Consider the following 13,206-nt stretch of genomic DNA (forward strand, 5'->3'; position numbering starts at 1 on the left):
GATAAGCCGCCTCGGGCTGTTGCAGTGATGTCATAGTGCCAGTAAAGGTGGCGGGACTTGAAACACACTCGGCATATGGTTGGGCCAGGCCAAGAGGTTTTCACCAGTATCCGCAACGTACGCTGGACGTTCGCTGGATGGCAAATCGCCCAAGAAGCTTGGAATCAAGCCAAAATGAAAGTGGAAGGCCAACATTCCACAGAATGGAACATTGGCCTTCCACATCGTCGTCCAGGTCGGCCGATGCGATATCGGAAACGACCCGGAACGACAATCGGTTAGATCGAATCCAGGCTTGTGCCAACGCCAGCTCTGGTGGATGAACTCGACGAGCTGGACGATGAGTTTCCGTTCGAGGAGCCATCGGAGTTGCCCGAGCCGGAGCCCGAACCGCCTTGCGAATCAAGGCCTTGGGCATCGCCACCTGACTGGGAGTCGGAACCGCCAGACTGGGAATCGTTGCCACCACGCTGCGATTGCGAGCCGCCAGACTTGCGCGAACCCGATCCGCCCGGCTGGCTACCAGAACCAGGCATGCCCTCGCCGCCCATCGGCTCGCCCATGCCCTCGCCAGCGCGGCCGGAAGTCTGCGAACGCTCGTTGTGGTGGCTCGGGGTGGCCATGCTTGCAGCCCCGAAACCGCTGATGGCACCGCCGGCCAGACCGCAGACCAGAGCTATCACCGCGGTGATGGCCCAGAATTTAGCCCGGCCATGGTTCTTCGCCGATATGTCGACTGGAGGAACATAACCCCCGAGCTGGAAATCGCCGTCCTTCGACGAACCACCAGTCGTGTCAGCGGAAGAGCCGCCATCATTCCCATATTGCTGTCCCGCAAATTGCTCGCTGGCATATGGTTGACCCGCATACCGCCGACTTCCTCCTTGCGGGTTTCCGTACGGCTGCCCGCTATACGGCTGATTCGTGGGCGCGCCGGCGGCCGCCTGCCCCTCCTGCCAAACCGCGGCGGAATCGACGGCAATGGTCTCTTGGTCGGCGGCCTGGTATTCCTTGGTCGGTTGCAAATCCTCGGGATTCGACGGTGATGTGTTGGCCATGTTCGGCTCCTTTATATACGTGTTCTTTTTGTCTTGTGCAAAACCATTTCGTCACGGGAAACAGAAACCCCGCAAGCGCCGAAACCCTTTGGCCGCTGGGATTCACGGCCATAACCGGGTTCCGTCTGGTTCATATTGCACAACACGAGATTGGAGAGCCGCTGGAGCCAAGCCGTACGGCGTCTAGTGAATTGCGCAAATCTTCAGGAAAGTTTTCTGGACGTCCGCTGGACGCGGCGCCCCGCATGGCGTCACCACCATCCGAGACGACCGCATCCAGCAGGCAACAGCCGGCATCCAACAACCGTCGCCTAGCAGCCACTGCGGCGGCGAATGGCGAACACCATGATCGCACCCACCGCAAGCGCCCCAAGCCCGATGCCCGCAAAGACCAGCACCGTGGCTCCGGTATGCGCCAGACTCTCCGATTGCGGCCCGGGACCATCGCTGACGGTGACCGTCTCCTCACGCACGCCGACCTCGTGGGCCGTGAGCACATCACCTTGTGGCGAGACCACAGCGGCTTGCCAATAGACCTCACCGGGCTTATCGACCTGCACGTCCGGACTTGAGACCTCGGAGCCCGAGTGCCTCGAGGGCACGCTGACGCGCCTGGCGTCCATGATCTTGCGGCCACTGCCGGCCGGGGCTCCCTTGGACACCGGTTCGTAGGCCGTGAACTCCACGTAGGAGCCGACGGGCAGATCGCCGGTGACCCTAGCGACGTCATGGAAGGTGTCGCCGACGTTAACCGCGCTCTTGTCGACATGGGTGGTGATCATCGGCAATTCCTGCGGCGAGAAGCCCTCGACGCGGGTGCGCTCCCAAGCGTCGTCGTAGTCGCTGGCGGCGGGCTTCACCCGGTCATCGCCGCCGAAGCGCCAGACGAACACATACCATCCATGATCCTGCGCCACGATGTTGACCGGGGCGCCATGGGCGTCCAGAACCCCGCCGCCCACGCGAATCGTGCCGTTCTTCGCAGGGAAATCCCATGTGCCGACGAGACGGTGATTGGCGTCCGGAGCCGGAGCGGCCTTGCCCTGCGGCCGGTATTGCGCGTCATCCTGCTGGCCATCGGCGCTGCCGGCCCACCAGACGTCCACCTGCGCCAAGGGCTGGTCAGGCCTGAACCCATAGTTCTGGTTGCCTTGGAAGCTCCCGTGGTCCTCGGGAAAGCCGGAGACGGTGATGGTGTCGCTCAGTTCGGAGCCGATGCTGGCCGAATGCTCGGTGACGCTGGACTGCACCTCGATCCTGAACCTGTTGGAATTGGTCTCGTTGGGTTCCAAGAAGGATGAGACCGAGTCGCCTTTGAGATACTCCTTGGCCTCCTCGCTCTGCTTGTCGCGTTCGAAGGCCCACACCCAAGTGCCGAAACCTCCCGCCGGGGCGCGATACTGCTGCGATCCGCCGGCAGTGGTGGTGGCCGTGGCCCTCACCGTCTGCCCGGGCCCCGTGAACTCGGCCTGTCCGTAAGCCGTGGGCTCGTGGCCGCTGGCGGCGAGACAGTTGAGGAAGGTGTCGGAGGCATTCGAGCCTTGGGCCGCCGTCACCTCTCCGCGAAGCTCGTCAGGACGCAAGCCCGCGAAATACCAGCCCGAAGCCGTCAGCTTCATATCGGGCACCCAGTAGTTGTCGTCACCAATGAGCGTGGAGGTCAGGTCGTCGGAGACCGGCTGCCCGTCGTTGACCACCTTGGCGGCGACGGAGCTCAAGATATCCGGCTTGAAATCCTTGCGTACCTTGAACTCGATCGACCCGGCGTCGGTACGCACGTCGTTGCCGATTCGGGCGTAATCCTGACCGCTGTAGATCATGTCGAGCGTCTTGCGGTCGTAGGTGACGGAGGCGGTCACGTCGCCTTTGTCGGTCGCCTTCCAGCCCAACGTCACGGGCTGCGAGGCGGAGACTCCGCTCACCTCGTCGCTGCCGTTGTCGAAGACGGCGGGCCCGTTGAGCCGCACATGGAAGGTGACGCCCGCGATGGGCAGGCCCGAGTCATCCTCAATCGCGACGTTGACGGACCCTTTTCTGATGCCCTGAAGATAGGACTGGCCGATGTCGGCCCCGCCCGGGGTGTTCCTGCCGGCCTCGTCCCACAGCTCGTTGACGCGACCCGCCAGGTCGGGGTACTGCCCCATGATGATGTCCTTATGCTGGCCCCAAACCCCGAGATTGTGGTCCAAATAGTCGTGGGCGAGCACGCCGATGGCCGCCTGCGTGCGCTGGTCCGAATCGCTGTAGCGCCCCATGAGCCAAGAGAGGCGTCGCGCTTTGACGCTGTCGGGGAAAGCGACGATGTTGTTGATGTCGTGATTGGCCGGCGCGCCCGCCTCGATGCAATAATATTTTCGTCCTTGGGAGTCCTTGTTGAGCACCCCGATGCGCATCGGGCTCCCGTCGAACCGATAACTCAGATAGGTGTCCCTGCCCGTCCATTCAAGCGTGTCTGCCTGCGCCGTGCCCACGCCCGCCACACCAACGGCCACGCTTGTCGCTATCATCGCCATCGCGCCGAGCACGGCGGTCAGGCGTCTCTTCCATACTTTCATCGCTGCATCCTTTCCGTTCCTCCCTCCCGATTTCGAGCGGGTAGACAACAGGATGGCCCTTTTCGGATGCCTAGCGAAGGAATTTCAGGTACTGTGGTCGAACGGTCGGGGTCTCCGGCGTGTTGTGGATAACTCCGTTTCACTTATCCACATTTCGCCGTTTTGAAGACCTTCACACCGAATTTATCCACAGAGTTATCGACTTTTCAAAAAATCCCTCCGAAGTTATCCACAAATTTCGCGTATGTCCAGAAGATTGACGAAAACGACCATCACGCTCCCCTACAATGAAGACACGATGCCGGGCCGGGCAAGGCGGTTCGGCACTTGGAAACACTACCGAGCGGAGGCACAGATGAACACAACGAAGGCCATCGAAGAACCAGCCACGCCCAGTTTCCCCATCACCAAGCCCGACCAGTTCGGCCGCATCGTCATCCTCTCCGCGACGCCGAATGAGGAATGCGGGACGTTCCCGGCACGCGTCGAGCTGGGCGAAGTGTTCAAGGTAAGCGCGCAGATCTTCATCGAGGGCCGCAGCAGGACGAGAGCCACGGCGGTGCTGCACGGGCCGGATGGGAAAGTGCGTCGAGTCAAGGCGATGGCTTATGTCAATCCCGGGCTTGACTTGTGGACCGTGGACCTGGCCGCCGGTGAGGCCAGCAACGTGAGGCCTTGGGAACCTGAGTTCGCCGAGGTCGCCGAACAGCTCGGCGAATGGACGGTGGCGCTTGAGGGCTGGGAGGACATCTACGCCTCGTGGCTCGCCGACGCGCGTATCAAGGTTGAAGTCGGTGACGACGTCGACAACATCCTCACCACGGGCTCGGCACTCTTCGCACGCTGGGCGCGGACGAAGGACGCCAAGCTCGATGACGCCGAAAAATCGACTTTGCTCAACGTCTCGCGAACGCTTGGCGACGCGGATATCGACGCTGGCGAGCGCCTGAAAGCCGCGGACAATCCAGCCATTGAGGCGCTGCATCTGGAGCACCCGCTGCGCGACGGGCTCACGTCGAGTGACCCGCTGCGATTCCGCGTCGAACGGCCGAAGTCGAGTTTCACCGCGTGGTACCAGTTCTTCCCGCGTTCCGAAGGCGCGAAACGCGATCCGGCGACCGGCAGAATCACGCAGGGCACCCTCACCACCGCCTTGAGCGGACTCGACCGCGCGGCCGCCGAGGGATTCGACGTGGTGTATGTGCCGCCCATCTTTCCCATCGGCGTGACCAACCGCAAGGGCCGCGACAACGCGCTGGTGGCCGGGCCCGACGACCCGGGCTCACCATTCGGCATCGGCGCTAAAGCCGGCGGACACGACACCGTCGACCCATTGCTTGGAGACATGGACGACTTCAAGACGTTCTGCGACCATGCCCACAAGCTCGGCCTCGAGGTCGCGTTGGACTTCGCGTTGCAATGCTCGCCCGACCACCCGTGGGTGCGCGAGCATCCGGATTGGTTCCGTCACAAGCCCGACGGCACCATCGCCTTCGCGGAGAACCCGCCGAAGAAATACCAAGACATCTATCCCATCGATTTCAACATCGACATGCCCGGCATCGAGCGCGAGACCGAGCGAGTCATGGACCTCTGGATCAACGAGGGCGTCACGATGTTCCGCATCGACAACCCCCACACGAAGCCGGTGCGTTTCTGGCAGGACGTCATCAAAGCCGTGCAGACCCGGCACCCCGAGACGCTCTTTCTGGCGGAGGCGTTCACCCGCCCGGCCATCATGCAGGCGCTGAGCCTGGCCGGATTCACGCAATCGCACTGCTACTTCCCCTGGCGCAACACCAAGGACGAGCTCACCGAATACCTGCAGACCACCAACGGCGACAAGGCCTATTACCAGCACAACACGTTCTGGCCCACCACACCCGACATCCTCACCGATTACCTGCGCGACAACGGTGCGGAAGGCCATAAGGTGCGCGCCGTGCTGGCCGCGATGGGCTCACCCTCGTGGGGCATCTACAACGGCTATGAGCTGGTGGAGAACCGGCAGCAGGAGGGCCACGAGGAACAGGCAGACAACGAGAAATACGAGATCAAGGTGCGCGATTGGAGCCAGGCCGAGCGCTATGGCATCGCCGATCTGCTCACCCAGCTCAACCACATCCGCCGCGAGCACCCGAGCTGCCGTAGCTACCACGACCTGGTGATGCTCTGGACCAGCGACCCGAACGTCGTCGCCTTCGCGCGCCACACGCCGGCCGACCTCAACGAATCCAAAACGGACGACACCGTCATCGTCGTGGTGAATCTCGATTGCCAGGCCGCCCACACCTCGGAGGTCAATTTCGACCCCGCATTGCTCGGCCTGCCACGGGACAAATCTTTCACCGTCCACGACGAACTCGGAGGCGGCGACTTCATCTGGACGAGCAACAACAAACTCACGCTCGACCCCGCCAATCGCCCCGCCTATATCCTCACCGTTGCATAAAATTATGGCTATAAATCCGCTAGCTTGGTGCGACGAGAGCATCGTCAAGGAGCACGGGTCTACATCGTCTCGATATCTTATCGGTGCAAGCCTTTGCGGCCTTGATGAAAAAACAATCAGAACATTCTTCATCAAAGAACATCTTGTAAAACGAACCAAAGCTCACTGGCATGATATGACCCTGCCAGAACGAAGAAAATCAATCGCATTCATTGATGGTTTGAATCTGGTGCATATCGTCGCTTCAGTCGAATTTACTTCTGGCATCACCCGGCCCGAACGTGCCCGCAGAAGGTGTCTCGAACACTTACTTCCCGTTCTTGAACAAGATTACTCAGTCGCTCAAGTCTTTATGGAAGGTCGCACCAAACAACAAAACAATGCCGAAATCACATTCATTCAGGGACTCAGATCGCGAGGATTTTTCAGAGTTTTGCGCTATGACCTGATGCCAGGGTCGCAAGATGCCAGACTTTGGATTCCCGATCAGATACTCGGAGCGGTAGGAAGTGCAGACAGGTCACTTTTTCACCCGCAAAACGTCATCAGACTACCCACTACCAGCATCATTTAATTCATAATGTCACTTGATAAAGTAGAAAAATCCACAAAAGTATCTATAATGGGACTATCGCCTACCTCCGAGGAGGCAAGGAAGTGGAAGCCGGATTGCCCGTGTTGCACGGGGACCGGTTTCCGCGTTTTTACCAGTTTTTCTTTATGATTCGGCATGGATATGCGCTAAGCTAGAGGGCGAATAATCAATCCTTATTAAGGAGCAAACATGGCAGAGACATTCAACGTCCTCGTCGAGATCCCGCGCGGGTCGAAGAACAAGTATGAGATGGACGAGGAGACCGGCCGCATCAAGCTCGACCGCACCCTCTTCACCGCGATGGGCTACCCGGATGACTACGGCTACATCGAGGACACCCTGGGCGAGGACGGCGACCCGCTCGACGCGCTCGTGATGATCCCGAACTCGGTGTTCCCGGGCTGCGAGATCAAGTGCCGCGCCGTGGCGCTCTACCACATGGAGGACGAAGAGGGCGGCGACGACAAGGTGCTGTGCGTGCCCGCCGACGTGCGCTTCGACGACATCAAGGATGTCGACGACGTCAACGACTACCACAAGGCCGAAATCAAGCACTTCTTCGAGCAGTACAAGGCCCTGGAGCCTGGCAAGGAAGTCATGCCCGGCGATTACTGGACCGGCGCCGAAGAGGCCGAGAAGCAAATCGTGGCCGCCCGCGAGCGCCTCGCCGCCAAGAAGTGAGCAATCGCTCACGTTGAAGATCGACCGGCTGTCGAGTTGATAACCATCAGCCAATAGCCATTCGACATTCTTCATCAACGAAACCGGAACGTGCGTCATGCATCGTCCCGGTTTTCGTTTGCCGTATTCGCAGACCGCCAAACCGCCGAACGAGACATCGGCCCAGTACTATACTGAATTCAACAATTGTGGCATGCGAACGGTATTCACATCGGGAATTCAAAGCCGGAACAGTAAGGAGTTGCCGGCAGTTCTCAATGCCGAAACACAAGGCGTAGGCGGGCGACCGTCGAGGCCCATCCGCGTGCGACATGCGCTGGCAGCGAATCGACGTTGCCGTTCCCGAAATCGCGTTGCGGATGAACACGAAAGTGCAAACGCAAGCTTATGATCGTCGAAATTCTGCTTATCGCCGTGTCCGTGTCGATGGACGCCTTCGCCATCGCCATCGGCAAGGGTCTGGCCACCAAACACGTCAAGCCGGTCAATGCCATCAAGACCGCGCTCTGGTTCGGTGGATTCCAAGCGCTGTTTCCGATTCTGGGTTATTTCTTCGCATCACTGTTCGGGCGTTACGTCGAGGCCGTCGACCATTGGATTATTTTCGGATTGCTCGCGCTTATCGGTGGCAATATGATTCGCGAGGCGTTCGGCGAACCCGAGGAGGACGCCAAGGAGACCGCGCAATTCGACTGGCGCCACATGGCACCGCTGGCCGTCGCCTGCAGCATCGATGCCTTCGCGGTCGGTGTCAGCTTCCAGTTCATGCCGCTCAATATCTGGGGCGCGGCCACCATCATCGGTATCATCACCGGCGCCTTCTCCATCGCGGGCCTCTACCTTGGCCACGTCATCGGCGTGAAATGGCAGCAGACCGCCCAGATCATCGGCGGTATCGTCCTCATCCTCATCGGCCTGAAAACCCTGCTGGAACACCTCGGCATCATCGCCTGGTAGTTAAGTTATTCGACCATAACGGTGACCTGCCCATTCACAGCGAGCAAACGTCCAAATCCATTTCGGCACAGCTCCGAAGACATGGCATATTCAAAAATGTGTTCGCTGATATACCGAACCAGCAGGGAACGGAATTCCAACCGGAATAGAGTTTCCCTGCTGCAAATATATTCCTCACGACAATTTGCCAGTCACCAGAATCATTGATATTTCAACGTTGTGCGATTCTCAAGCAAAACACGACATAGCACCGAAGAACAATCACGGCATATACAAGCGTTCCGTGCTATGAATCGCCACGATAACCATCAGCCAACGAAAACAAGCAGCGCGACCAACGCCAGGAACACAACCAAACCGCCGTACATAATCGGTGCAAGACCAATGCCAATCCATGAGTAACGCCGGCGCTCATCAGCGCTCCAATGCGGAACGACCTCACTGCGATCAGGCTGACTCACCCTATTGTAATCACACCACCAGCGCACCGAAGCACAAGCCAACGCCACCAACAGCGCCAGAACGACGATGACGATAATCGTCACTATACCGATTTGAGCGGTGCCGGCAACCTTCGCGTCCTTCAAATCCCCCGAGAAATAACGCAGCAGCACCGGAAGGAACACCCATCCGGAAGCGGCAACCAGGGCAACGTTAATCATCAAACTTTCCGAAAGGGAAAGCACCATATTCGTGCGTTCACGGCGCAGCATCTGATGAAGGAATCCCAAAATAGCGAAAACGGTAAGCGCCACCAACAGCGCACCTGCCCAAAGCGTGCAGACATGAAGCAGGCTGCCGGTAGAAACCTCCTCGAATCGGCCAACATGCGCCCGATGGTTGCCGCTGGTTTCGCCGGTTCTGGGCAGCAAATCCAAGAGCACCATCTGCGTGCCGCCAATCATCAGCTCACCGCCGACGATACCGATGATCCTGTCGACAATCGAACCGCGCATAGGCCAGAAAATAATACCGAACACCATCATCTGCGCGATGAGTTCCGCAATCGTGAGTTGCACCTGGCCGTCGACAAAGCAGGAGGCCACAAGCATGACGGCAATGACGACATAGACGCAAACCTCAAGCAGCACAATGTGTTTGGCCGAGCGACCGGAACCACCCTGCCCGGCACCAACACCGACAACACCCGAGCCAGAGCCGGCGCCGGCCACGTCCACGCTGGAGCCGGACGACGAGCCAACCGCTTGCCGTCCTTCGGCGCCTTGATCCACCCCAGCGTCCATATTGTGAGCTCCAATCTCGAATGAGGGAATTGCCCTCACACCGCCCGTTTTGGCCGCAGCACAGGCGTTCCCAGCAACATTACCAAGCTCCGGGAGCGTCGAGCGTAACACAGCCGACACAATCCGGGCTTTCCATAGCAATATATGGTAGCCGCAAGTGTCCACAACCAGCAGGTAAAATGGCACACAATCGGCGAGGGCCAGGCTGGCGCGAGTTCCGCCTCGGGCAACAACCTGCGCCCATCATGGGAAGGGGGCTCAATGACCGACTTGACGTTGATGACGGCGGCCTCCGACCCGGCCACCGTGCTGCCGAGCCTGGCCCTGCTCTCCCACCGCGTGCGCGTGCTGCCCATGGAGACCGCCAGCCTCATCAAACTTCCCGAAAACACCATCCTCTTCCTCGACGCCCGCGACGACCTGGCCACGGCCAAGACGCTGTGCAACCTCATCCACGCCTCGGGGCTTGGCCTGCCCATCATCCTCATACTCACCGAAGGCGGGTTCACGGCGGTCAACGGGCAGTGGGGCGTCACCGACGTGGTGGTCTGCACGGCCTCGCCCGCCGAAGTGGAGGGGCGGCTGCGGCTGGTCTGCGAGCGCGGCGCGAACGCTCCGGCCGTGGCGCCAACGCAGAAGGACCAAGGCGTCTACCGCGAGGACGGCCGGGTGCGTTCCGGCGACCTGATCGTGGATACCAAAAGCTATACCGCCAGCCTCAAGGGCCAGCCAATCGACCTTGCATACAAGGAGTTCGAGCTGCTCAAATACCTGGTGCAGCATCCGCATCGCGTCTTCACGCGCGCCCAGCTGCTGCAGGAGGTTTGGGGCTACGACTATTACGGCGGCACACGAACGGTCGACGTGCATATCCGTCGTCTGCGCGCCAAACTTGGTGGCGAATACGAGCATATGATCGGCACGGTCCGCAATGTGGGCTACCGTTTCGACCCGCCGGAGGAGTGCAGCTCCGAAAGCGCGGATGGTGGCAACGCCGCGGATGGCGCCTCCGACAATGCTTCCGACAACCACACCGAAAACGCGTCGAGCGATAATTCCTGATTTTGTGCGGTTTGGTACCTATAGTGGCGACAAGATAGCGGTCGACGGATATATTCGGGTACGTCAAGCATATTCAGCGATATCGCGTGATATCCATTGATATCCGACGCCATCCACGCAAACGCGACGCGCACAACGCGCCAACACAGGAAGTGAACGATGCCCAGGGAGACCAAAAAGCAACGATTCGAGCGCATGCACGCCGAGTACGAGGTGCTGCGCGAGATCATCCCCGAGCCGGAGTGCGCCCTTGATTTCGAGACCCCGTTCCAGCTTCTCGTCGCCACGGTGCTGAGCGCCCAGACCACCGACGTGCGGGTCAACAGCGTCACACCCACGCTCTTCAAGGACTACGGCACACCCGACAAGCTCGCCGCGGCCAATCCTGAGCGCATCGAGGACATCATCCACCCGGTCGGCTTCTACCGCGCCAAGGCCGACCACATCATCACGCTTTCGGGCCAGATCATGCGCGATTTCGACGGCGTGGTGCCCAAGACCATGGAGGAGCTCACCACCTTGGCCGGCGTGGGCCGCAAAACCGCGAACGTGGTGCTCGGCAACGCCTTCGGCATCCCCGGATTCCCCGTCGACACCCACGTCATCCGCCTGACCGGCCGCCTGCGCTGGCGCTCCGACTGGCGCAGCACGCATCCCGACCCGGTGAAGATCGAGAAGGAGATCACCGACTATTTCGAGCCGGACGAATGGACGAACCTCTCGCACCGCCTCATCCTCTTCGGCCGCTCCACCTGCCACGCGCGCCGGCCGGAATGCGCCGACTGCCCGCTCAACGACACCTGCCCCTCCGCCGGCATGTTCGGCTGAGTCGGTTGACAATCGGCCTCAAAAAGCCGAAATTCCGCCATTTCTTCACCGCCGTTCCGTCATCTCTGACGCTGGCGCAATGCCACGCGATGCCGCGACGATCACACCTCTGAAACGATGTATGACTTTCAGCTATCATTCAGCCCGGCACGGTACAGTGTTGTATTATGTCACGGCATGCACAGCGTTCGATTCGACCGATGAAGGGTCTGGCCTTCATCGGTGTCGCCGCCGTGCTCTTCGCCGCCGTTGGCATCGGCTGGGCCGCGCACAACCGGCGCCCGATCAACAGCCTCACCTCCATCGTCCCGCTCACCGAAGTGGCCGTGGGCATTGACGGCCCCGCCCCGCAGACGCTCGACATCCGCAAGACCCCGGGCAAGGAGCTCGACCAGGCGCTGCTGGGCAATGTATACGAGACGCTGGTCGGCCGCGACCAAGACAACAACCTCGTGCCCTCCGTGGCCAAAGGCTGGGATATTTCGAAGGACGGCCTGACCTACACCTTCGACCTGCACAGCGATATGCGCTTCTCCAACGGCGACGCGATGGACTCCTCCGACGTCGTCTACTCACTCCAGCAGGTCATTAACGACAGCTACGTGGGCGCCGAGGACCTCACCGGCATCGCCCAGGTGCGCAACCCCGATACCTCGACGGTGGTGGTCACCCTGAGCACGCCGAACCCGAAGCTGCTGCGGGCGCTCTCCTCGCGTGCGGGCATCGTATACGATTCCAACGCCAAGATCGACTACGCCAAGCAGGCGCTCGGCAGCGGGCCGTTCACCCTGCGCACGTTCGAGCCCGGCAATTCCATAAAACTGGTGCGCAACACCTTGTATTGGCAGCAGCAATCCGCGTCCTCGCAGGTGCGCCTGCACTATTACGACTCCGCCGACTCGATGCGCTCGGCGATGAGCGACGGCGAGATCCAGGTGGCGGTGCTCCAGCCCGCCGAGTCGCCCAGCCCCTACGAGAACAACGACAAATACAACGTCACCAAGGGCTCGGGCACAGTGAAGGTGATGCTGGCGCTCAACAACGGCACCAATTCCATATTCTCCGACGAACGCGCGCGCAAGGCGGCACGCTATATCCTCGACACCCCAAGCCTGGTGAAAAGCCAGCCAAGCGCCTCGGCCCCGCTGGGAGGTCCGATCGGGCCGCTCGAGCCCGGCTACGAAGACCTCAACTCGCTCTACCCGCACAACCTCAGCGAAGGCGAGAACGACATCAACTACTTCTCCCCCGCCTACCTCGGCAGCGCCACCTTCCTCGTGCCCGAGGAATACAGCGACCTCGGCAACCAGATCGCCAAGCAGTTCGCGCCCACCCGGTTCAACCTGACGATGCAGGTGGTCAACGACGCCACGGTGCGCCAGCGCATCGGCAACGGCGACTACACGATGGCCATCACCACCATGGACGGCACTGACGACGCCGGCCAGTTCGCCGACAACAAGTTCGGCTACCAGAACGGCGACACCCAACAGATGTACCGCAACGCCCTGGCCACCACGAACGACGCCGATTACCAAGGCGCGTTGAAGACCTACGCGAAGGCCGTGAGCCTCGACGCCGCGGGCGCTTGGCTATACAACGAGAGCAGCACCGTGGTGACCACCAAGAAGGTGACGGGCGCCCCACGCAACATGACCGACCAGCTGCTGCCGTTGCGCGATGTGCTCACGAAATAGCCCCGCTGCCATACCGAAACAGCCTCGTCGATATCGCCGTGAATAAAGCTTTGGGTATCGCCACGCATATTCCCTCA

General features: G+C 60.5%; 10 protein-coding genes. 7 read left to right on the forward strand and 3 right to left on the reverse strand.

Annotated features, from left to right (window positions below):
• Positions 1-278: 278 nt before the first annotated feature.
• Positions 279-1,058 (reverse strand): hypothetical protein, encoded by a 780-nt coding sequence (locus OZY47_RS07610; RefSeq protein WP_277177735.1) that lies wholly within the window; start codon positions 1,056-1,058, stop codon positions 279-281.
• Between the two features lie 311 nt (positions 1,059-1,369).
• The gene (locus tag OZY47_RS07615; RefSeq protein WP_277177736.1) at positions 1,370-3,613 is read right to left on the reverse strand and encodes a peptidase; all 2,244 of its coding nucleotides are present in this window, start codon (positions 3,611-3,613) and stop codon (positions 1,370-1,372) included.
• Between the two features lie 355 nt (positions 3,614-3,968).
• On the opposite strand from OZY47_RS07615, the gene OZY47_RS07620 reads away from it, so the two are divergent.
• From OZY47_RS07620 to OZY47_RS07635, 4 genes are all read left to right on the forward strand, one after another.
• Positions 3,969-6,065, forward strand: a complete 2,097-nt coding sequence (locus OZY47_RS07620) for a maltotransferase domain-containing protein (RefSeq protein WP_277177737.1) — start codon at positions 3,969-3,971, stop codon at positions 6,063-6,065.
• Between the two features lie 4 nt (positions 6,066-6,069).
• Positions 6,070-6,639: a hypothetical protein gene (locus OZY47_RS07625; RefSeq protein ID WP_277177738.1), complete on the forward strand. Its 570-nt coding sequence runs from the start codon at positions 6,070-6,072 to the stop codon at positions 6,637-6,639.
• A 210-nt stretch (positions 6,640-6,849) separates the two neighbouring features.
• Positions 6,850-7,341 carry an inorganic diphosphatase gene (locus OZY47_RS07630; RefSeq protein ID WP_277177740.1) on the forward strand — a complete coding sequence of 164 codons (492 nt, stop codon included), beginning with the start codon at positions 6,850-6,852 and terminating at the stop codon, positions 7,339-7,341.
• A 387-nt stretch (positions 7,342-7,728) separates the two neighbouring features.
• Complete coding sequence (locus OZY47_RS07635) at positions 7,729-8,298, forward strand: manganese efflux pump MntP family protein (protein WP_277177742.1); 570 nt, start codon at positions 7,729-7,731, stop codon at positions 8,296-8,298.
• Between the two features lie 308 nt (positions 8,299-8,606).
• On the opposite strand, the gene OZY47_RS07640 is transcribed toward OZY47_RS07635, so the two are convergent.
• Positions 8,607-9,542 (reverse strand): hypothetical protein, encoded by a 936-nt coding sequence (locus tag OZY47_RS07640; protein ID WP_277177743.1) that lies wholly within the window; start codon positions 9,540-9,542, stop codon positions 8,607-8,609.
• A 261-nt stretch (positions 9,543-9,803) separates the two neighbouring features.
• Here OZY47_RS07640 and OZY47_RS07645 point away from each other — a divergent pair, with 261 nt between their 5' ends.
• The 3 genes from OZY47_RS07645 to OZY47_RS07655 all read left to right on the forward strand — a co-directional run bounded on the left by OZY47_RS07645 (position 9,804) and on the right by OZY47_RS07655 (position 13,129).
• Positions 9,804-10,604: a response regulator transcription factor gene (locus tag OZY47_RS07645; RefSeq protein WP_277177745.1), complete on the forward strand. Its 801-nt coding sequence runs from the start codon at positions 9,804-9,806 to the stop codon at positions 10,602-10,604.
• Positions 10,605-10,763: 159 nt separating this feature from the next.
• Positions 10,764-11,432 (forward strand): endonuclease III, encoded by a 669-nt coding sequence (gene nth, locus OZY47_RS07650; protein ID WP_277177747.1) that lies wholly within the window; start codon positions 10,764-10,766, stop codon positions 11,430-11,432.
• Between the two features lie 167 nt (positions 11,433-11,599).
• A complete protein-coding gene (locus OZY47_RS07655) occupies positions 11,600-13,129 on the forward strand; it encodes an ABC transporter substrate-binding protein (RefSeq protein WP_277177749.1) in 1,530 nt (509 codons plus the stop codon).
• The last annotated feature ends 77 nt before the right edge of the window (positions 13,130-13,206 follow it).

Source organism: Bifidobacterium sp. ESL0790 (assembly GCF_029395435.1).
Taxonomy (GTDB): Bacteria; Actinomycetota; Actinomycetes; order Actinomycetales; family Bifidobacteriaceae; genus Bifidobacterium.